The 19,430-nt window shown below is 72.9% G+C and carries 25 protein-coding genes; 17 read left to right on the forward strand and 8 right to left on the reverse strand.

The window, feature by feature from the left end:
- Nucleotides 1-3 precede the first annotated feature (3 nt).
- From ACSDG8_RS07420 to ACSDG8_RS07435, 4 genes are read left to right on the forward strand one after another with little or no spacing between them, the layout of a single operon-like run.
- The gene (locus ACSDG8_RS07420) at nt 4-498 is read left to right on the forward strand and encodes a hypothetical protein (RefSeq protein ID WP_210899286.1); all 495 of its coding nucleotides are present in this window, start codon (nt 4-6) and stop codon (nt 496-498) included.
- The gene (locus ACSDG8_RS07425; RefSeq protein ID WP_210899289.1) at nt 491-1,018 is read left to right on the forward strand and encodes an endonuclease; all 528 of its coding nucleotides are present in this window, start codon (nt 491-493) and stop codon (nt 1,016-1,018) included. Before ACSDG8_RS07420 ends, ACSDG8_RS07425 begins: the two co-directional genes overlap by 8 nt.
- The gene (locus tag ACSDG8_RS07430; protein WP_210899291.1) at nt 1,015-1,551 is read left to right on the forward strand and encodes an SUKH-4 family immunity protein; all 537 of its coding nucleotides are present in this window, start codon (nt 1,015-1,017) and stop codon (nt 1,549-1,551) included. The genes ACSDG8_RS07425 and ACSDG8_RS07430 overlap by 4 nt, the downstream gene beginning before the upstream one ends.
- A complete protein-coding gene (locus ACSDG8_RS07435; protein ID WP_210899293.1) occupies nt 1,548-2,084 on the forward strand; it encodes an SUKH-4 family immunity protein in 537 nt (178 codons plus the stop codon). Before ACSDG8_RS07430 ends, ACSDG8_RS07435 begins: the two co-directional genes overlap by 4 nt.
- A 2-nt stretch (nt 2,085-2,086) precedes the next feature.
- Here ACSDG8_RS07435 and ACSDG8_RS07440 read toward each other — a convergent pair whose 3' ends face one another.
- Both ACSDG8_RS07440 and ACSDG8_RS07445 read right to left on the reverse strand, forming a co-directional pair.
- On the reverse strand, nt 2,087-2,989 hold the full coding sequence (locus ACSDG8_RS07440) for a hypothetical protein (RefSeq protein ID WP_210899295.1): 903 nt from the start codon (nt 2,987-2,989) through the stop codon (nt 2,087-2,089).
- A gap of 47 nt (nt 2,990-3,036) precedes the next feature.
- Nucleotides 3,037-3,651, reverse strand: coding sequence for a dihydrofolate reductase family protein (locus ACSDG8_RS07445; RefSeq protein WP_210899297.1), 615 nt, complete (start codon nt 3,649-3,651; stop codon nt 3,037-3,039).
- A gap of 177 nt (nt 3,652-3,828) precedes the next feature.
- Here ACSDG8_RS07445 and ACSDG8_RS07450 point away from each other — a divergent pair, with 177 nt between their 5' ends.
- The gene (locus ACSDG8_RS07450; RefSeq protein ID WP_439427747.1) at nt 3,829-4,179 is read left to right on the forward strand and encodes an ADP-ribosylation/crystallin J1; all 351 of its coding nucleotides are present in this window, start codon (nt 3,829-3,831) and stop codon (nt 4,177-4,179) included.
- Here ACSDG8_RS07450 and ACSDG8_RS07455 read toward each other — a convergent pair.
- Entirely contained in the window at nt 4,166-4,903 is a 738-nt protein-coding gene (locus ACSDG8_RS07455) for a VOC family protein (RefSeq protein ID WP_210899300.1), read from the reverse strand. The genes ACSDG8_RS07450 and ACSDG8_RS07455 overlap by 14 nt on opposite strands.
- 144 nt (nt 4,904-5,047) lie before the next feature.
- On the opposite strand from ACSDG8_RS07455, the gene ACSDG8_RS07460 reads away from it, so the two are divergent.
- The gene (locus tag ACSDG8_RS07460) at nt 5,048-5,473 is read left to right on the forward strand and encodes an iron chaperone (protein WP_030499653.1); all 426 of its coding nucleotides are present in this window, start codon (nt 5,048-5,050) and stop codon (nt 5,471-5,473) included.
- A 6-nt stretch (nt 5,474-5,479) separates the two neighbouring features.
- Here ACSDG8_RS07460 and ACSDG8_RS07465 read toward each other — a convergent pair whose 3' ends face one another.
- Nucleotides 5,480-6,433, reverse strand: a complete 954-nt coding sequence (locus ACSDG8_RS07465; RefSeq protein ID WP_210899301.1) for an NAD(P)/FAD-dependent oxidoreductase — start codon at nt 6,431-6,433, stop codon at nt 5,480-5,482.
- A gap of 163 nt (nt 6,434-6,596) precedes the next feature.
- Here ACSDG8_RS07465 and ACSDG8_RS07470 point away from each other — a divergent pair, with 163 nt between their 5' ends.
- On the forward strand, nt 6,597-7,736 hold the full coding sequence (locus tag ACSDG8_RS07470; RefSeq protein WP_247679574.1) for a zinc-dependent alcohol dehydrogenase: 1,140 nt from the start codon (nt 6,597-6,599) through the stop codon (nt 7,734-7,736).
- A gap of 18 nt (nt 7,737-7,754) precedes the next feature.
- Entirely contained in the window at nt 7,755-8,324 is a 570-nt protein-coding gene (locus tag ACSDG8_RS07475; protein ID WP_210899303.1) for a hypothetical protein, read from the forward strand.
- Nucleotides 8,325-8,328: 4 nt separating this feature from the next.
- On the opposite strand, the gene ACSDG8_RS07480 is transcribed toward ACSDG8_RS07475, so the two are convergent.
- Complete coding sequence (locus tag ACSDG8_RS07480; protein WP_439427748.1) at nt 8,329-9,069, reverse strand: hypothetical protein; 741 nt, start codon at nt 9,067-9,069, stop codon at nt 8,329-8,331.
- 172 nt (nt 9,070-9,241) lie between these two features.
- On the opposite strand from ACSDG8_RS07480, the gene ACSDG8_RS07485 reads away from it, so the two are divergent.
- The 5 genes from ACSDG8_RS07485 to ACSDG8_RS07505 all read left to right on the forward strand — a co-directional run bounded on the left by ACSDG8_RS07485 (nt 9,242) and on the right by ACSDG8_RS07505 (nt 11,725).
- Entirely contained in the window at nt 9,242-9,691 is a 450-nt protein-coding gene (locus ACSDG8_RS07485; protein WP_210899305.1) for a MarR family winged helix-turn-helix transcriptional regulator, read from the forward strand.
- Nucleotides 9,688-10,503: an NAD-dependent epimerase/dehydratase family protein gene (locus tag ACSDG8_RS07490; RefSeq protein WP_210899306.1), complete on the forward strand. Its 816-nt coding sequence runs from the start codon at nt 9,688-9,690 to the stop codon at nt 10,501-10,503. The genes ACSDG8_RS07485 and ACSDG8_RS07490 overlap by 4 nt, the downstream gene beginning before the upstream one ends.
- A 70-nt stretch (nt 10,504-10,573) precedes the next feature.
- The gene (locus ACSDG8_RS07495; protein WP_210899308.1) at nt 10,574-10,912 is read left to right on the forward strand and encodes an ArsR/SmtB family transcription factor; all 339 of its coding nucleotides are present in this window, start codon (nt 10,574-10,576) and stop codon (nt 10,910-10,912) included.
- A complete protein-coding gene (locus ACSDG8_RS07500) occupies nt 10,909-11,385 on the forward strand; it encodes an SRPBCC family protein (RefSeq protein WP_210899310.1) in 477 nt (158 codons plus the stop codon). Before ACSDG8_RS07495 ends, ACSDG8_RS07500 begins: the two co-directional genes overlap by 4 nt.
- Nucleotides 11,363-11,725, forward strand: coding sequence for a nuclear transport factor 2 family protein (locus ACSDG8_RS07505; RefSeq protein WP_210899312.1), 363 nt, complete (start codon nt 11,363-11,365; stop codon nt 11,723-11,725). The genes ACSDG8_RS07500 and ACSDG8_RS07505 overlap by 23 nt, the downstream gene beginning before the upstream one ends.
- Here ACSDG8_RS07505 and ftrA read toward each other — a convergent pair.
- Nucleotides 11,698-12,690 carry a transcriptional regulator FtrA gene (gene ftrA / locus ACSDG8_RS07510; protein WP_210899314.1) on the reverse strand — a complete coding sequence of 331 codons (993 nt, stop codon included), beginning with the start codon at nt 12,688-12,690 and terminating at the stop codon, nt 11,698-11,700. The two genes, ACSDG8_RS07505 and ftrA, sit on opposite strands and share 28 nt — an antisense overlap.
- Before the next feature lie 62 nt (nt 12,691-12,752).
- On the opposite strand from ftrA, the gene ACSDG8_RS07515 reads away from it, so the two are divergent.
- Nucleotides 12,753-13,217 (forward strand): rhodanese-like domain-containing protein, encoded by a 465-nt coding sequence (locus tag ACSDG8_RS07515; RefSeq protein WP_210899316.1) that lies wholly within the window; start codon nt 12,753-12,755, stop codon nt 13,215-13,217.
- Nucleotides 13,218-13,272: 55 nt separating this feature from the next.
- Nucleotides 13,273-13,851: a dihydrofolate reductase family protein gene (locus ACSDG8_RS07520; RefSeq protein WP_210899318.1), complete on the forward strand. Its 579-nt coding sequence runs from the start codon at nt 13,273-13,275 to the stop codon at nt 13,849-13,851.
- Here the strand turns inward: ACSDG8_RS07520 and ACSDG8_RS07525 are convergent.
- Together ACSDG8_RS07525 and ACSDG8_RS07530 are read right to left on the reverse strand one after the other, a co-directional pair.
- Entirely contained in the window at nt 13,833-14,543 is a 711-nt protein-coding gene (locus ACSDG8_RS07525; protein WP_210899320.1) for a helix-turn-helix domain-containing protein, read from the reverse strand. The genes ACSDG8_RS07520 and ACSDG8_RS07525 overlap by 19 nt on opposite strands.
- Nucleotides 14,544-14,564: 21 nt before the next feature.
- Nucleotides 14,565-15,440 carry a sulfotransferase domain-containing protein gene (locus ACSDG8_RS07530; protein ID WP_210899322.1) on the reverse strand — a complete coding sequence of 292 codons (876 nt, stop codon included), beginning with the start codon at nt 15,438-15,440 and terminating at the stop codon, nt 14,565-14,567.
- A gap of 243 nt (nt 15,441-15,683) precedes the next feature.
- On the opposite strand from ACSDG8_RS07530, the gene ACSDG8_RS07535 reads away from it, so the two are divergent.
- Together ACSDG8_RS07535 and ACSDG8_RS07540 are read left to right on the forward strand one after the other, a co-directional pair.
- Nucleotides 15,684-18,956: a hypothetical protein gene (locus ACSDG8_RS07535; RefSeq protein ID WP_210943257.1), complete on the forward strand. Its 3,273-nt coding sequence runs from the start codon at nt 15,684-15,686 to the stop codon at nt 18,954-18,956.
- Between the two features lie 45 nt (nt 18,957-19,001).
- Nucleotides 19,002-19,427, forward strand: coding sequence for a VOC family protein (locus tag ACSDG8_RS07540; protein WP_210899376.1), 426 nt, complete (start codon nt 19,002-19,004; stop codon nt 19,425-19,427).
- The last annotated feature ends 3 nt before the right edge of the window (nt 19,428-19,430 follow it).

A 19,430-nucleotide genomic window follows, 5' to 3' on the forward strand; every position in this document is an offset into this window, starting at 1 on the left:
GCCGTGGGACTGCAACTACCCGGTGAGCTGATCACCGCGCTCGGCTGGATCGGCTACACCTGGCCGCAGGCCGACGAGGAGAAGCTCTTCGAGATGGGCCAGGCGTGGCTGGAGTTCGGCGGCCGGATCGGGGCGGCGGCCGGCGCGGCGGACGCGGCAGCAGCCCAGGTGTGGACGCAGAACGTCGGCCCGGCGATCGCGGCGTTCCAGAAGTGGTGGGGCGGCGAGCAGAACGGTCCGCTCGTGCTGCACGACAGCATGCCCGCGGCCATGCTGCTCGGCACCGGGCTGATCATCTGCGCGGCGATCGTCCTGGCGCTGAAGATCGCGGTGATCGTGCAGCTCGCCATCCTGGCGTTCCAGGTCGCCCAGGCGATCGCCACCGCCGTGGTCACGTTCGGCGCCTCGCTGGCCGAGATCCCGATCTTCCAGATCATCACCCGGGAGATCGTCGGCGCGCTCATCGACCAGGTCATCGGAAGACTGCTCGATGCCTAGCCCGAGGCGCAGCCGGGGCGCCGCCGCGAAACCGGCGGCCGGCAAGATCGTCCGCAAGGCGGTCGAGAAGCTGGAGAAGCCGATCGTCCGGGTCACGGGGCCCAACCGCGCCCTGCCGACGAAGGTGATCCGGGTGCAGCGCCGGGACTTCCACGCCACCGCCCAGTTCCGGCGCAAGATGGCCGCGCTGAAGAAACTCAGCGACGAGGGCAAGCTCTACAAGGCCACCAACCCGGTGGCACGCGACAAGAGCATCACCGACGGGTACAAGGAACGGATCCGGCAGAAGATCTGGGACAAGTACTGGCCGCACGACAAGGATCTCGCCAACCGGCTCAGTCAACGACTCAGCGACTACCATCCCGACCACGTGTGGGAACTGCAGCTCGGCGGGCCGGACACCGTCGACAACCTCAAGTTGCTGCATGGTAGAACGAACACGGACATCGGCTCCCAGATCTGGGGGCAGATCCAGAATCTGCCGGACGGAACCCCGATCCGAATAGAGGTAGTGGATTGACTTCCGATCTCGCGCAGCTTCTCGACGAACTCCGCGGCGACCTGGCCGCGGACGAGCCGGCCAGTCTCGCGTACGCGCAGATCGGCGACCCCGCCGACGACGGTGACGTGCCGGCGGAGCTGCCGGCCGGCCTGCGCGAGTTCCTGCTCGCCGCCGACGGCCTGCGGGCCGGCGCGTTCGAGCTGGCCTCGACCGCCCGGCTGGCCGGGGTCCAGTACTTCCTCGACTACGCGCCCGACTTCTCCCCCATCGGCCAGGACAAGGGCGGCTGGCTCGTCGTCGGCACGCGCAGCGACGAGCCGATCTTCCTGGAGCGCGCCACCGGCGCGGTGTGGTACTTCCCGCCGACCGGCACCGAGTGGTTCATGGGCGACGCGTTCGAGGAGCTGGCGCCCGACCTCGACTCGTTCGTGCACTACTACGTGCTCGGCCCGGGCTACGCCGAGCTGGTCACCGACGACGACGGGTGGTACGCGTTCCTCGACCGGCAGGGCCTGCTCGACGAGACGGACGAGGACGAGACGCAGCCGTGACCGTCACCCGCGAACAGCTCACCGCGCTCTGGGGTGAGCGGGGCGTCATCTACTTCCCCGACCAGCGTTTCGACGCGATCCTCGGGCCGCTCGGGCCGGAGGTCTTCCCGCCCGACGGCGCGCTGCCGGTCGAGGTGCCGATCCTGTTCACTGTGGACGTGACGGTGCCCGACGTGGAGCTGTTCTCCACGCTGTCGATCGAGCTGGGTGACCAGGGCTCCCGCCCGTACATCGTGCTGGGCGCCTCGCCGGAGGACGCGGCGCTGCTGTTCTGCCTGGACGCGGGCACCGGCGCGGTGATCCTGCTGGACCTGGAGACGCCGAACCTGGAGACGGTGAACAGCACGTTCGCCGCGTTCGTGGAGTTCCTCTACCGGCTCGGGCAGCTCATCGCCACCGACCCCGGCGGCCGGGAGCGGGCCGCACGGGCGGCGGCGATCCGCGACGACCTGCGCCCGGTCGACCCGGCCGCGTTCGCCGAGCCGGAGTCGTGGTGGAACGTGGCCTTCGACGAGCTGGAGTCGACAGCCTGACGTCAGCCGGCCTCCGCCGGCGCGGGCACCGCCGGTGCGGCGCGGTTCGCGCCGGTCAGGCCGGCCACGAGCAGCAGGTACGCGGCCAGCTCCACCGCCGCCGTGAGGGCCGCTACGGGCTGCGGCAGCATCCGCGTGGGTGTGATGGCGTACCAGGCGAACAGGGCGGTGCCGTCGACCGAGGAGGGCAGCGGCACGGCCTCCATGCCCGCGTCGAGCAGCGGCAACGCGAGCACCGCCAGCAGTGCCGCGCCGGTCGCGGCGAGACGTCGGCCCCGCCCGGCCAGCAGCACGGCGAGCGCCAGCGCGGCGAGGGCGAGCGCCAGCGGCGGCAGCACCGCGAGGACGAGCGCGGGCACGACATCGACCTGGTCGTAGTACCCGGGGCCGTCCACCCGGGTCAGCGTGGTCCGGGTGCGGGTCTCCACCACCCGGTGACTGGCAGCGACGGCGACGCCGATGTCGGTGACCCGGACGGCCGCGTACCCGACGACGGGCGCGGCGGCGACCGCCCCGGCGATCAGGTGCCGGCGTCGTCCAGGGCCCCGGAACGCGACCAGCAGCACCGCCACCGCCACCAGCGCCGCCCCGCTTCCGGCGAACGCCGCGTCGAAGCCGGCCGTACTGTCGAAGCCGCCGTCAATGCTGCCGTACACCAGCCAACTGAAGTCCCCGGCGCCCGCCTCGGCCGGCATGGTGCGGACCGCGTCCACGAGCAGTGGCACGAGCGCCGCCGGCACCGCCCAGCGCGGGGCGGGCAGTCCGGCGGCGACGGCGTACGCGAGCAGCAGCGCCAGGCTCAGCACCTCCGCGCCGCGCCAAAGCGGTGCGGCCACCAGGACGCCGACGACGTGGGCGACGGCGGACACGGCCGCGAGGATCAACAGCAGCGGAGCACGACGCACCGGCGGATCCTTTCACGACACACCGGGCCGCCGCCGCCCCGTGATCGTCAACTGCCGGCCGGCACCTGGTCCTTGACGTCGTCGTAGCCAACAGCGCCCGGCGCCGGCGCCGGGGTGTAGATCACCCGGATCACGCCGGTCGGGTACGCCTCGGTCGCGGCCACCCGCAGGTGGTACGGCGCGTCGCCGTCGTCGAACAGCCGGCGGCCCTTGCGGGCGGCGACCGGGTGCACCAGCAGCCGCAGCTCGTCCACCAGGCCCGCGGCGAGCAGTTGCTGCACCACCGAGATCGACCCGGGGATGAGGATGCCCTTGATGCCGGCGTCGGCCTTGAGCGCGCGCACGGCGTCGGTCAGGTCACCCTGGATCAGCTCCGAGTTGCGCCAGGAGAACTCCAGCGGCTGGCGCGAGACGACCACCTTGCGCATGTCGCCGAGCTGCTTGGCGAACGGCGCGTCCTCGCCGCCGGCGGCCTCCCGGTCCGGCCAGGCACCGGCGAAGCTGTCGTACGTCTCCCGGCCGATCAGCAGCACGTCGGAGGTGTCGTAGTCCTCGGTGACGGCGCGGCCCATGTTCTCGTCGAAGTACGGGAAGTGCCAGTCGGGGTCGATCTCGGCGACACCGTCGGCCGAGATGAACAGCGTGGAGATGACTTTGGCCATCGCGGTGCTCCTTGTCAGTGGGTTCGACGGGTTGACCGCCGCACCGTGTCAAACTCATCGGCCCGCGACGACGTCACCCGGCGCGCCGGGCGAAGCGTAGGCAGCCGGCGAAATCCGTGGGGGGCGGCGCCGGTCCGCCGGTACGGTGCGCGGGACGGGACGCGAGAGGGGTACGCGATGACGGAGACGACGACGCTGTGGCGCCCGACCGGGCCGCGGGAGCTCGACCTCGTCCGCGCCTCCGGCTGGCGGGCCTGGCCGCCGCGCCTGCCGGACCAGCCGATCTTCTATCCGGTGCTCAACGAGGAGTACGCCGTCATGATCGCCCGGGACTGGAACGTGCCGGCGTCCGGCGTCGGCTACGTGACCCGTTTCCACGTCGACCGGGCCTTCGCCGCCCGCTACCCGGTCCGGCAGGTCGGTGGCCGGGACATCCTGGAGCTGTGGGTGCCAGCCGAGGAGCTGGACGAGTTCAACCGGCACATCGTCGGGCCGATCGAGGTGATCCACGAGTTCAGGCCGGGGTGAGGACGCAGAACTCGTTGCCCTCCGGGTCGACGAGCACCCGCCACCGGAGGTCGGCCCCGCCCAGGTCGGCGTCGGTGGCGCCGAGCGACCGCAGGCGGGCGGTCTCGGCGTCCAGGTCGTCCGACGGGTACGGGCGGACGTCGAGGTGCACCCGGTTCCACCCGGTCTTCGCGTCGGCGCTGCGGGCGAACCGCAGGTAGGGGCCGACGCCCTGGGCGGAGCGCAGCACCGCCTGCTGGTCGGTCACCTCGTGCACGGTCCAGTCGGTGGCCCGGCTCCAGAAGTCGGCCATGGCACGCGGGTCGGCGCAGTCGACCACCACCGCGCCGATGGGACCGGTGTCCGCGTACAGCGGGTTCGGCTCCCGTACGCAGAACTCGTTGCCCTCCGGATCCGCCAGGACTGTCCACGGCACGTCGCCCTGGCCCACGTCGGTGGGGGTGGCGCCGAGGGCGGTCAGACGGGCGACCAGCTCCGCGTGGTGCGCGGCCGAGGTGGTCGCAAGGTCGACGTGGACCCGGTTCTTCGCCGTCTTGGGCTCGGTGGAGACGACCAGGTCGACGTAGAGGGCGCGGGGGTCCGGGTAGGTGAGGCCCGCGGGTTCGAGGTTGGTCACGCCGGGCTCTTCGCTGGACATCTCCCAGCCGAGCACCTCCGCCCAGAAGCCGCCGAGCGCCACCTCGTCGTGGGCCTTCATGTTGATCTGTACGAGCCGGGTTGCCATGGCGGCGATAGTAGGTGCCGCGCCTCGTCGCCGTGGTCCCGGCAGGTGATCAGGAATCGAGAAGCGCGCCGTCACCGCCGCGCCCTAGCGTTGTCGTCGGGCGGTCGGCAGCACGCGGACCGCGAGTCACGAGGGGGAATCGAGATGTCCGACGGGTTCAGCGCCGAGGAGCGCGCCGCGATGAAGGAGCGCGCCGCCGAGCTGCGCGCCGAGGGCCGCAAGGGCGCGAAGAAGGCCGACGACCTCCAGGCGGTGCTCGACCGGATCGCGCAGATGGCGCCGGAGGACCGCGAGCTGGCCGAGCGCGTGCACATGACGATCATGTCCGCCGCGCCGGAGCTGGCACCGAAGACCTGGTACGGCATGCCCGCGTACGCCAACGCGGCCGGCAAGATCGTCGTGTTCTTCCAGGACGCGGGGAAGTTCAAGTACCGCTACTCGACGCTCGGCTTCCAGGAGGCGGCGAACCTCGACGACGGCGACATGTGGCCGGCGTCGTTCGCGCTGGTGAGGTGGAGCCCGGAGGTGGAGAAGAAGGTCGCCGAGCTGGTGCGTACCGCCGTGTCCTGACCGTGGTCAGGCGGGCGGCGCGGCGCCGAGGGCGAGCGCGGCGGCGTCGCGCGCGCAGCCCCAGGACAGCATCACGCCGTTGCCCGCGTGGCCGTAGTTGTGCACGACGAGCGCGTCGCCGCGCCGCTCGGCCTCCACGCGGGGCGCCGCCCGGCCGGGACGTAGCCCGACGGTGTGTTCGAGGACCTCGGCGGCGGCCAGTGCGGGTTCGATCGCGACGCACCGGGCGAGGACGTCGGCCTCCTCGGCCGGATCGGGGGTGGTGTCGTCGCTGCGTCGCTGGCCGCCGCCGAGCACCACGTGGTCGCCGTGCGGGAAGATCGACGCCCAGGCCGGCGCCATCGGCGCCTCCATGAAGAACCGTGCCAGGCCGGGGTTGCGCACCACGATCCGGGGGCCGCGCACCGGGTGCAGGCCGGTGTCGCCGGTCAGCGTCCGCGCCGCCAGCCCGGCGCAGTTGACCACCACCGGGGCCAGCGTCGCCGCCTCGTCCAGCGAGCCGACCGGTTCCTGGCGCACCTCGCCGCCCGCCGCGCGCAGGCGTTCCAGGAGGTACGCGAGATAGACCGGCATGTCGACGAGCGGCAGGCGGACGGTGAACGCGGTGCCGAAGCCGGCCGGCCGCTCGTCGTCGCCCAATTGCCGGAAGCCCGGCGTCTGCTCGGCGTACGGGGGCGTCGCACCGGCCGGCCGGGCGGCGAGCGTGCCGTCGCGCCACGCCACACCCGGCATCGGCTCGGCGCCGAACACCCGCAGCGACTCGTCGGTCCAGGCGCGTTGCGGATCGCCGGGCGGCGACAGGTTCGGGCCGACCATCGCCCCGGCCAGCGCCGACGTGGTCCGCTCGGGCGGCGCCGCGGTGCGGACGAGCACCCGGGCGCCGGCCTCGGCCAGCCGGATACCGGTGCTGAGACCGCTGACCCCGGCGCCGATGACGAGGACGTCCGGACGTGCGGTCATGGCGGGCCCCCATCGCGTCACGGCTGCGGTCGCCAGCCCATTCTGCCCGGCGATCCCGCTCCCGTTTGGCCCTCATCCTCGGGGGTAGCCCTTCCAGTGCACCGGACGATCCGGGGCGAGTCGAACAGCGGCACGGGCATCCGGGAGGCGTCGAGTGCGAGCAATGGTCTACCGCGGTCCGTACCGGGTGCGGGTGCAGGAGAAGGACCGGCCCGTCGTGGAACACCCCAACGACGCGATCGTACGGGTGACACGGGCCGCCATCTGCGGCTCCGACCTGCACCTCTACCACGGCATGATGCCCGACACCCGGGTCGGGATGACGTTCGGTCACGAGTTCGTCGGCGTGGTCGACGAGGTCGGGCCGTCGGTGCGCAACGTCAAGCCGGGCGACCGCGTGATGGTGCCCTTCAACGTGTACTGCGGGTCGTGCTTCTTCTGCGCCCGGGGCCTCTACAGCAACTGCCACAACGTGAACCCGAACGCCACGGCGGTGGGCGGCATCTACGGCTACTCGCACACGTGCGGCGGCTACGACGGCGGCCAGTCCGAGTACGTGCGGGTGCCGTTCGCCGACGTCGGGCCGAGCCTGATTCCGGAGTGGATGGACGACGACGACGCGGTGCTGCTCACCGACGCGCTCGCCACCGGCTACTTCGGCGCGCAGCTCGGCGACATCGCCGAGGGGGACGTGGTGGTCGTCTTCGGGGCCGGTCCGATCGGCCTCTACGCCGCCAAGTCGGCGTGGCTGATGGGCGCCGGCCGGGTCATCGTCATCGACCACCTCGACTACCGGCTGGAGAAGGCGGCGTCGTTCGCGCACGCCGAGACGTACAACTTCGCCGAGTACGACGACATCGTCGTGCACATGAAGAAGATCACCGACCACCTGGGCGCGGACGTCGCCATCGACGCGGTCGGCGCCGAGGCGGACGGCAACCTGCTGCAGCACGTCACCGCGGCGAAGCTGAAGTTGCAGGGCGGTTCGCCGGTGGCGCTGAACTGGGCCATCGACTCGGTACGCAAGGGCGGCACGATCTCCGTGATGGGCGCGTACGGGCCGATGTTCAGCGCGGTGAAGTTCGGCGACGCGATGAACAAGGGACTCACGCTGCGGATGAACCAGTGCCCGGTGAAGCGGCAGTGGCCGCGCCTGTTCGAGCACATCCGCAACGGCTACCTCAAGCCCAGCGACATCGTCACCCACCGCATCCCGCTGGAGCACGTCGCCGAGGCGTACCACATGTTCTCCGCCAAGCTCGACGGCTGCATCAAGCCGCTCATCGTCCCGAACGCCGCCTGAGAGGACCGGGAGCCGACCATGCCGTACACGCCGGACAAGCCGAAACTCACCGAGTCCCCGGACGAGCTGCGGGCCCGTATCCCCGGGTGGGGCGCCGACCTCGACCCGGCGGACCGGCCCTCCGTGCCGCAGGAGCGCTTCGCCCCGGAGGTCACCGGCGCGCACTGGGAGTTCCCCGAGCGGCAGCCGGAGAAGTGGCCGCGCGAGCGGTCGATCGAGCACAAGTTCCTCACTCCGGTCTTCGGCACCTCGTGCCCGCCCAAGGGGCTCTCCGGCGTGATCCGCCGCTATTCGTACCGCCGGTTCAGCGAGGGCCGCGCCGCGCACTGGCTGCTGCTGCTCGCCGCCGACCGGGTCGACACGGCGGAGAGCAGGCTGGGGTCGCTGTTGCGCGGCCACCCGGACAACCTCGTAGCCGAGACCGGTGTACGCGCTGAGATCACCGGGCACGGGCTCGCCTCCCGGCTGCGCGGCAACCGGGTCGACCGCGTACACCACCCGCTGGACCCGATCGTGGTCGCCGCGCCGTGGCTGCTGGCCGGCGGCGTGGCGTACCTGCTCGTACGCCGGGTGGCGCGACGCGGTTAGACGGTCAGCGCTGCCAAGAGTCGAGGCCGCGGACCGCGGCGGCGGCGATGTCGTCGATCAGGGCGGGGTCGTTGCTCGTGCCCTCCCAGCCCTGGTCGTGCACGACGGTGACCGCGTCGGCGACCCGGATCACGACGATCTGGCTGGTGGCCTGCCCTTGGGCCGGGCTGCCGTCGAGGCCGGTCGCCGGCCGGGTGACGGTCACCAGCAGCGCCTCGTCCCCGGTCCGGGCCATCGGCTCGGACCGGACGGTGACGGTGCCGCCCGACTCCTTGAACGACCGGCAGGACTCCATCGCCCCGCGGACCCGGCGCAGGTAGTCGGCGGCGCCGGTGCCCTCGAAGGCGAAGACGGTCTGGTGCAGAGTGCCGTAGGGGACGTTCTCCGGCGGGTCCTTCGGCTGCTTGTAGGCGCTCGTCATGGCGGCGCTCGCGGTGACCGACCGTCCGCCGCTGCGGAACTCCTGGTCGCACAACTCGGGCAGCGCGTCGGTGGCCTCCATCGGCTGCGCGTCGGTCTTGCGCAGCTGCGGCGGCAGGTCGGCGAAGGCGGACGTCGGGATCGTCACGCGCCCGCCGGGTGAGGGCGACGCCGACGGCGTCGCGGACGAGGGAGCCGGGGCCGTCGAGGTCGGGGCGGCGTCGCCGCCGTCGTTCCCGCCGCCGTCGCCGCACGCGCCGGCCAGCAGCGTGGTGACGAGCAGGGGTACGCCAAGCATCCGCCTACGGCGACTCGGTGTCCTCATGTCGACCTCCGTCCCGTGCCCGTCCCGACGACGTTCCCGATGCCACGCCGCCCGAAACGGCGCGCCCGTCCCCCTGCTCCCCCAACTGCCGGGCACCCCGCCACGTTCCGGCGCGCAGCCACCTCTTGACATTTCGTTAGGCACCTGACAATGTTGTCAGGTGCCTAACGAAATGAACGCCTACGAGCTGGACGCTCCGGGCGTCTGGGCGAAGAAGTACTTCCTCGCCAGCCGGGCCCTCATGGAGTCCGTGCTACGCCCCTACGATCTCGGGAACACCCAGTGGTACGTGTTGTACCGGCTGAGTGAGGGCCGACCGGTCGGCCAGCGCACCCTCACCCGCGAACTCGAGGTCGAACGGGCGACCCTCAGCGCGGTCATCGCAGCGCTCGTACGCAAAGGGCTGATCGAACAGGTGCCCGACCCGGACGACCAGCGACAGAAACAGCTGCACATCACGCCGGCCGGCCTGAACCTGTGGAACTCGCTCCCCGATCCGATGGCGTTGATCGCGGAAGTCGCCTTCGACGGAGTCGACCCCGCGGACATCGAGACCATGAATCGCGTCCTCAGCGGCGCGACCAGACGACTCATCGACTACCGGAAGGAGCACGGATCATGACCGTTCTCGTGACCGGCGGAACGGGCCTCGTCGGCCCCCGCCTGCTCGGGCGACTCACCGCGGCGGGTATCGAGTGCCGCGCCCTCGTCCGTCCCGGAAAAGCGGTACCCCAAGGCGTACGGCGCGTCGAGGGCGACGTCCTCAGCCCCGAATCCCTGCCGGCAGCCGTGGAAGGCATCACCGCGATCATCCACCTGGCCGCCGTCTTCCGCACCCGCGACGACGACCGGATCTGGGCCGTCAACCGTGACGGCACCCGCAACCTGATCGCCGCCGTCGAGAAGCACGCGCCGCAGGCCCGGTTCCTGCTGGCCAGCACCTCCAACGTCTACGGCGCCGACAGCACGCACCCCGGGCGTGAGGACGACACCGTCGCGCCGGCGCTCGCCTACCCCGCCAGCAAGATCGAAGCCGAGCAGCTGCTTCGCGCCAGCGGGCTCACCTGGGGCGTCCTGCGGCTTCCATTCATCTACGGAGACGGGGACGGGCACCTCGAATCGTTGCCCGAGCTCGCGGCCGGCATGGGGTGGCACCCGGCACAGAGGCTGAGCGTCTGCCACCACGCCGACATCGCCACGGCGTTCGCACTGGCCCTCACGGGCGCGTTCGACAACCGCACTGTCAACATCGCCGATGAATCGCCCCTGAGTATCTACGAGATGTCCCAGCTCGTCGGCTACTCCTACGGCTCCTCCGCCGAACCGCTCAGTCAGCCGTGGAAGGGGCAGATGGACGTCAGCCTCGCCCGCAGCCTCGGCTTCACGCCGACGATCAGCACCATCTACGAGGCCGTCCGCAACGGCGCGCTCTGACGCCACCCGCGCTGCGACTCTTCTGCAAGGGGTTGTTTGCGCAAACGAGTGTTTGCGATAGCGTGAGGCCATGCAGTCCGATCCGGACCTCGACCTCGACCTCGCCTTCGCCGCGCTCGGCGACCCGGTCCGCCGCGCCCTGGTGACCCGGCTCGCGCGCGGTGAGGCCACAGTGGGCGAGCTGGGCGAGCCGTTCGACCTGACACCGCAGGCCATCTCCCACCACGTCGGCGTGCTGCGCCGCTGCGGACTGGTCGAGCAGCGACGGGAGGGCACACGGCGGCCCTGCCGGCTGCGCGTCGACCAGCTCACCCGGCTCGGCTCGTGGATCGACGAGCAGCGCCGCGCCTGGGACGACCGACTCGACGCGCTGGAGGAGCACCTCGCCGGGCCGGAGGCGACCCGGTGAGGACCCGTACCGAACGGCACGGCGACGAGCTGATCGCCCGGCGGCACCTGCCCGCCGCGCCCGGACGGGTGTGGGAGGCCTTCACCTCACCGGCGAGCATCGCGGCGTTCTGGGGCGGTTCGCACGCCGACGTGCCGCCGGACTCGGTGACCGTCGACCTGCGGCCGGGCGGCGAGTTCGCGCTCGACACCCGGGCGCCGGACGGCCGGACCGGGCGGCTGCGGTTCGTCTACGTCAGCGTGGACCCGCCGCGTGAGCTGGTCTTCGACGAGCCGGTCACCGGCCTGCGCACGACTGTCACGCTCCGGCCCGCGCGCGACGGCACGGATCTCACTGTGCACCAGCGCAAGCTCCCGCCGGAGCTGCGTACCGACCAGGCGGCCGACGGGCTCGCGTCCATCCTCGACGCGCTCGCCGCGCACCTGCGACCCGACGACGACGGAGGCGGCAGTGCCCCGAACAACCCAGCGTGACCTGGTGGCCGAATACTTCGACGGCTTCCGGGCCAGCGACCACGAGCGCATCCTCGCCACGCTCACCGACGACGTCGAGTGGGTCATCCACGGCCACCGGACCACCCGGGGCCGGGCGGAGTTCGACGGCGAGATCGAGAACCCGGCGTTCACCGGCAGCCCGCAGCTCGACGTCGAGCGCGTGCTCGAGGACGGGCCGGTCGTCGTGGTCACCGGCGAGGGTCGGGGCGCCACCGTCGCGCACGGGCCGTTCCGGTTCGCCTTCAACGACCTGTTCACGTTCCGGGACGGGCTCATCGCCCGCGTCGACTCCTACGTCGTCCCGCTGCCCGGGGCGTGAGCACCACCGGACACCCCGGTGAAGGCCCGGCGGTACGCCGACGGCGAGGTCCGCATCGCGGCGGTGAAGTGGTGCCGGAACGTCACCGCCGTCTCGAACCCCACAGTGGCGGCAATCTCCTCGATCGGCGTGCTTGTCGTCTCCAGCAGCGGCAGGCTGGCCTGGACGCGCCGGTCGATCAGCCAGCGGATCGGGGTGGTGCCGGTGGCCCGCGCGAAGTGCCGCAGGTACGTGCGGGGCGACATGTGCGCCTGCCGGGCCAGCCGGGCCACGGTGATCTCGGCGGTCAGGTTCGCCAGCGCCCACGACATGCTGGCGGCAAGCCGGTCGTCGCCGGGGTCGTCCGGGACCGGCGCCTCGATGAACTGCGCCTGACCGCCGTCACGGTGCGGCGGCACGACCAGCCGGCGGGCGACCGCGTTGGCGATCGTCGGCCCGTGGTCGCGGCGTACCAGGTGGACGCAGAGGTCCAGACCGGCGGCGCTGCCCGCGCCGGTGAGGACGTCCCCGTCGTCCACGTACAGCACGTCCGGGTCGACGCGGACCGCCGGGTGACGCCGGGCGAGCAGGTCGGCGTACCGCCAGTGGGTGGTGGCCCGCCGGCCGTCCAGCAGGCCCGCGCCGGCCAGCGCGAACGCGCCCGAGCAGATCGACACGATCCGTGCGCCACGCCGGTGGGCGGCACGCAACGCGCCGGTCAGCCGGGGTGACGGGTCGGCGTGCACGTCGGCGACGCCCGGCACGATCAGCGTGTCGGCGGCGGCGAACACGTCGAGGCCGTGGTCGGTGTGCAGCGTGGCGCCACCGACCAGCCGCACCGCGCCGGGTGTCTCCGCGCAGACGGTCAGCTCGTACCAGCCGACGTCGAACTCCGGGCGGGGCAGGCCGAAGACCTCCGTGACAATGCCGGTCTCGAACGCCGACATGCCCTCGTACGCCAGCACCGACACGGTCGCACGGCTCATGGCGGGATGTTAGCGAAGGGCGGCGCTCACGCCACTGGGGCGGCCGGACGACGGTCGGCACGATGGGTGCCATGTCGAACGTCCTGCGCATCCCCGCCGCCCGCCCCGCCGACGCCGTCGCCCACTACGCGGCCCGGCTCTCCTTCCAGGCCGACGTCAGCGACGTGCACGCCGATCTGGAAGCGGGCGTGACCGGCCTGGTCGTGGTCGACTCGCGCTCCGTTGCGGCGTGGCGGCAGGGGCACATCCCCGGCGCCGTCCACCTGCCCACCGCGCAGATCGCCGACCGGGCCGCCGAACTGATCCCGGCGGACGCCACAGTGGTCACCTACTGCTGGGGGCCGGGCTGCGACGGCGCCACCCGCGCGGCGCTGGAGTTCGCCCGGCTCGGCCGCCCCGTCAAGGAGATGATCGGCGGATACGAGTACTGGGTGCGGGAGGGCTTCCCGGTACGCGCCGTCGCGGGGCTCGTCCGGCGGCCTGCCGACGACCTCACCGCGCCGGCCGGGGCGTCGTGCGGCTGCTGAAGCCGTGTCGGTTCCGTACAAGACAGCACGTCGCGGGCGTTCCTAGCATGGCCGCATGCGTGATCTTGTGTACACCGGATTCATGTCGCTCGACGGCGTGGTGGACTCCCCCGGCGGCGGGCCGGGCGAGGAGCACCGCAGCGGCGGCTGGGTCGTCAAGGACGTCGAGTTCCTGCCGGAGGCGTTCTCGCTCAAGGGCGAGGAGCTGGCGCAGACCAGCGCGCTGATGTTCGGCCGGCGCAGCTACGAGGCGTTCGCGCCCACCTGGCGCGACTCCGAGGACCACGCCGCCTACCGGGACCTGCCGAAGTACGTGGTGTCGTCCGGCCTGCCCGACGACGCGCTGGTCGACGGCTGGGGACCGGCGACGATCCTGCGCTCGACCGCCGACGTCGCAGCGCTCAAGCAGGGCGACGGCGGCGACATCTTCATCCACGGCAGCGCGGAACTCGCCCGCCGGCTCGCCGAGGCGGACCTGATCGACCGGTACCACCTGCTCGTCTTCCCGGTGCTGCTCGGCGCCGGCAAGGGCCTGTTCACCCGGGCGGACCGGGACCGGCAGACGCTGCGTCTGCGCGACAGCGCCGCCTACCCCAACGGCGTCGTCAAGCTGATCTACGACGTGACCCGCTGAGCCGGGTCCAGCGCGATCGCGCCACCGGCGCCCGCGCGCAGCTCACCGGCCGTCCGTCCGACGTACCGGCGCAGCGCGCGGGCCAGGTGCGGTTCGTCCACGTACCCGAAGGTGGTGACCGCGTCGGCGGGCGGGCCGCCGGCGGCCAGCAGCACGGCGGCGCGGCGCGCCCGCTCGATCTGTCGCACCGCGCCCCGGGTCAGCCCGGTCGCCGCGCGGAACCGGCGTTCGAGGGTGCGGGGTGAGGCGGGCGGACGGCCGCCGCGCAGGGTCTCGGTGACGAGCGGGTCGCGGATCACCACGCCGGCGCGGACCAGGCGCTCGACCAGGGTCTCGGCGTCGTCGGGGCCGGGTGTCTCCCACCGCCCGCCGTCGAGCCGGAACGTCCGGCGGGTCACGTCGGGAAGTTCGGCGCCGCTGTCGACGAGCGCGGGCGTGGGTACGAGCCGCAGCGAGGTGCCGACCGCGAACTCGATGCCGACGAATGTCGCACCCTCGGGCACCGGCGCGGCGCCGGTCGCGGTCTCGGGGCCGGAGACGGCCGCGTAGGAGCGCCCGTCACGCTGCCAGAACACGAGTCCCCAGCACGGCGTCGCCACCGAGGTCATCTCGTCGACCCGGTCGCTGACGCAGGTCCACACGGTGTCGATCCAGGCCGAGTCGGACGCCCGCGTGGTGAACCGCAGCTCCACGGCAGGAGCATACGGCGGTCGTCAGCGGGCGGGGGTCTCGTCGCGGGCGGGGTAGCCGAGGATCTCGGCGAGGTCACCGGCGGCGGCCGTGTACGCGGCGTAGATGTCGTCGTCGAAGTGGTTGCGCCAGTCCCCCGACGCGCCCTTGCGGTAGTGGGAGATCCGCCCCGGGGTCTCCTTGGACTTCTTCATCTTGGTGAAGCTGTAGCGGGCCAGCAGCGCCTCCAGCTCGGCCGGCGGCAGCGTGATCCCGCAGTGCCGCAGAAGCTGGTCGACCTCTTCGGTCTGGCGTTCGCCGGTCAGGTCCTCGTAGCGGAACAGCCGGAAGGTTTCCGCGCTCGGCGCGACCGCCCAGGATCGCATCTGCCCGAACTGCTTCTTGTCCCGCAGCCGGTCGATGACGTAGAGCATGCCCTCCTTCTTCGGCAGTTCCTGGAGGGCCTTGCGCGCCTGCGGGATGTCGCCCATCGGGGCGTGCGAGTTGCGCAGCGAGAAGTAGCTGGACACGACCACGTCGCGCGGGTCGCGGATCACGAAGAACGCGCGGTAGGTGCCGGCCTTGGGGACGGCCTCGAACCGCTTGTGGGAGAGGAAGATGGCCAGGCCGACGCGGCCGGCCGGCACCGGCGCGGTCGCGCCGCCGGAGTAGAAGCGCGGGTCGTAGGGCAGCAGCCCGCAGTGGCGGTAGACGGCCGGGTCGCTGAACAACGCCTTGATCCACTGACTGCCGGTCTTACGGACGGTGCAGTGGAAGATGTTGTCGAACTCGCTGCGCGCCACCACCGGCACGGTGAGCCGCATGCGGGCGTTGCGCGCTTCCATCTGCGCCCGCCGGGCCTTGACGCGCAGGGAATTCGGCGAATTGTGCTTGGCGAATTCGACGGCCCGATTAATCATTGTCCAACCTCATCCGGACCCCCGGCGAACAGGGGCAGCACGACAGCTTCACGCACGTCACGCAGGTGAAATCCGCAGACTCCGCCTGCTCCGCCCCGCGCCCCGACGCGCCGCTAGGAATATCCCCGACGGTCCTTTTGATGTCAATCCCGACTACCTGGGAGTACGCTGAAAATCTACAATTCCAATAGGAATTGCGTAATAGCCGTCGAGGGCACCCGCGCGGGCCGCTCCACCGGCACAATGGGCGCCGTGCTCACCGCCACCCGCGCTCTGCTGTCGTCGCTCGATCCGCTGTCGCACCGCGAGCGAACCCGGCGCCTCGTGGCATGGGCCCGCACCGCCCCCGACCGCCGGCAGGTCTGCGCCGACCTGCGCGCACAAGGCCCCTACGAACGGCGGCTCGCCCTGCTCGCCGCGACCGTCACCCGCGACATCGAAGCCGTCGTCGCCACGATCGGCGACCCGGACCCCTCGATCAGCGCCGCCGCGCTGACCGCCTCCGTGCGGGCCGGCGCGCCGCCCACCGACCTGACCGACCGCCCGGCGATCGCCCGGCGGCGGGTCTACCGGGCGCTGCGCCGACGTCCGGCGCCGGCCGTCGCCGACGCGCTGATCACCGCGGTGCGCGACCGGTTCGGCGACCACGAGGCCGTCGCGCTGCTGCCGGCCTGCGGCCCCGACACGGTACGGGCCTGGCTGCCCGACCTGGAACACGCGCTGAACCCGGAACGGCTGATGCGGGCGCACCCCGCCATCGTGCTGGCGCGCGCCGACGAGCGGCTGGCCGCGGCCCCGCCCGAGTCGCGCTCGCAGATCTGGACCGAGGTCGCGGGCGCGGTGCTGCGGGGTGACCCGGCACGGGCGCTGGACCTGCTCGACCGGTACGCGCCCGAGGAGTCGCTGCCCGGCCCGCTCGTCGCGTACGGGCGGCTCGCCGCACACGACGCGAGCCGGGTCGTACGCCTGCTCACGCCGCCGGCCCGGGCGGCATGGCTGGCCCGGACCGCGCTGCCCCGGGCGCTGCTGCGCCGCCTCGCCCCGGTGCCCACCGGGGAGCTGGTCCCGCTGGCCGCCCGGCTACGGGAGCACGACCACGCGTTCGCCGCGTTGCTGCGCGCGGTCGCGCCCAGCCGGCGCGCCGAGCTGTACGACGCCGCGTTCGCCGACACCGACACCACGGCGCTGCTGCCCGGCGCCCAGGTGATGGAGGCGCTGCCGGCTGCGGTGCGGGCGCGCGAGGCGGCCCGGGTACTGACCCTGCCGGCCGTCCGCGAGCGGGAGGAGCAGGTGCGGTTCTGGAGCGCGTACCTGCCGTGGCCGCAGGCGTCCGCGTCGGCGAGCGCGGCGCTGCGCTCGGGCGACGCGGACGAACGGGCGGACGGCTGGCGGCTGCTGGTGGCGGCCGCGCGACGCTCCCGCGACCCGCGCACGGTGGCCCAGGTGGTGGTCCGGCTCGGCCGGCTGCGCAACGAGCAGGACCCGGTACGCGCCGCCGCGCTCACCGCGCTGACGACTGTGGCGCCGCTGCTCACCGCCACGAACGCGGGCGGGCTGACCGGGCTCACCACCGACGTGGTCGACGCCCGGGACACCTCGGCGGCCACCACCAACGCGTTGAGCCGGCTCGCGGCCGACACGCTCACGTACCACGTCGACGTGCCGGAACTGGCCGAGTGGGCGCTGCTCACGATCGACCTGGTGAGCAGCGACGCGAACGTGCCGATCCTGCGCCGGCTCGACACGGTGCTGCGGCGCGGCCAGGAGACGGTGGTGTTCGACCGGCTGCGCGGCCGGCTCGAAGCCGGCATGGCACGCGCCCGGTACGGGCTGCTGTTCGCGCTCACCCACGCGCTCGGCCGGCGGGCCTGGCGCCTGCCCGAGCTGCAGGACCTGCTGCGCCGGGCGATCGGGCCGAACACGGTGCACCCGGTGGCCCGTACGGCGGTCGGACTCTGGCTCGCCGACCGGCGCACCCGGTCCCGGCGCGTCGAGAAGGTCCTCGACATCGACGCCTCGACGGTGACGATCCACGAGGTGTGGACGACGATCTGCACGTCCCGCACCGATCTGCTCGACCGGGTGCTGAACCGGCCCCCACGCGGCCGGTTCGTGGAGAAGGGAAAGCGGTGGGTGCCCGACACCGCGCCGCACGCCCAGCGGTGGCTCCCCCGCCAGCAGGAACGCTTCGTGGCGCTGCAGGCCCGCCTCATCGCCGACTCCGGTCACCGGGTGTGGCAGCGGGCGGCAGCGATCCAGGCCGCCGCCGGAGCCGGCCCGGCCGGACGGGAGCTGGTGCTGCGCCACCTCGACGCGTCCGAGGTGCCGGTCGCCGAGGCGGCGCTCGGCGCGCTGGTCCGGACCGACCGGCCGGACGAGGCGTTCCCGCTGCTGCTCCGCTACGCCGACAGCGACCGGGCGCGCGTCGCGCTGTACGCCGCCGGGCGGGCCGCCCGGCACGTCCCGCCGACCCGGCTCGCCGAACTGCTGGGCGGGGTGCTGACCGGCGCCGCGAAGGTCACCAGCCGCAAGGAGGCCGCCCGGCTCCTGGCCCGCTACGCGCCGGTGGACGCGCTGGCGACGCTCGCCGACGTGTACGCCGATCCGCAGGCGCACCGCGACGTGCGCGCCGCCATCGTGTCCGCCGCGCGGCAGCGGCTCGGGCCCGAGGCGAGCTGGACCGTGCTGCGCACGGCGGTGCACGCCAGCCGCGAGGAACGGCGGGCGGTGCTCGGCGCGTACCCGTCCGGGATCTCGCAACGCCACCGACACGACTACGCCGCGCTGATCGTGGCGGCGTGCCGGGCCGACGACCGGGAGGTCCGGCGCGCCGCGTTCGCCGCGTTCGGGAACTGGTGGCAGTGGCTGACCGGCGTCACCGACCTGATCGTGGACCGGCTCACCGACCCGGACGAGACGACGCCGAGCATCGGTGTGGCGAACCTGCTGCGCGCCGGCGGGGACGAGGTGTTCCGGGCCCCGCTGCAACGGCTGGTGGAGCGGGACGCGGCCGACGAGGACCCGGGCGGACCGGCCGCGGACCGACCCGCCCGGCGGCGCGTCGACCTGCTCGCGGTAGGCGCGGCCCTGTGGTCCGGCACCCGGCCCGCCGACGCCGACCGGGCCGGGCTGGTCGCGGCCGCGCGGTGGCTCGCCGGTCAGGACGGCTTCCTGGGTACGGCCACCCGGTTGCTCGTCGACCTCGGCCGGCTGGACAACCTGGACGAGATCGCCACGCTCTGCGCGGGCCGGCCGGTGGTCGCGGTCCGCACCGCCGAACACGTCGGTTACCGGCTGCGCGACATCCGGCAGCGGCCCGACCCGGCGGTCCTCGCCGACACGGTGGCGCACCTCGGCGGGCGCGGCGACCTCGCCGGTGGGCTGTTCGCGGTGGCGCTCGTCGCGCACGGGTCGGTCTTCGGCTGGAAGACGCCGTGGCGGGACCTGCTGATCGGGTTGCGCCGCCATCCGGACGCGGACGTGCGGGAGGCCGCGTACACGCTCGACATGAGCTGACCGGGCCGGGCGTCGCCCTATGCTCGGGGCGTGACGCTTCAGCGGATGGACCACGTCAGCGTCGTGGTGGACGACCTGCCGACCGCGATCGCCTTCTTCACCGAACTGGGGATGGAGGTGGAGGGCGAGATGCCGGTCGAGGGGCCGTGGGTGGACCGGGTCAACGGCATCGACGGCGTGCGTGTCGACATCGCGATGATGCGGACGCCCGACGGCCACGGCAAGCTCGAACTGACGCGGTTCCGGTCGCCGGCGCTCGTCGCCGCCGAACCGGCGGACGCGCCGCCGAACACGCTGGGCCTGCGGTCGGTCATGTTCGCCGTGGACGACGTCGACGACACGGTGGCCCGGCTGCGGGCCCACGGCGGCGAGCTGATCGGTGAGGTGGCGGACTACGGGGACGTCTACCGGCTCTGCTACCTGCGCGGCCCGGCGGGCGTCATCGTGGCGCTGGCCGAGCAGCTGGGCTGACGG

Origin of the sequence: Micromonospora sp. LA-10 (genome assembly GCF_051853095.1) — a bacterium.
Classification (GTDB): domain Bacteria; phylum Actinomycetota; class Actinomycetes; order Mycobacteriales; family Micromonosporaceae; genus Micromonospora; species Micromonospora echinospora_A.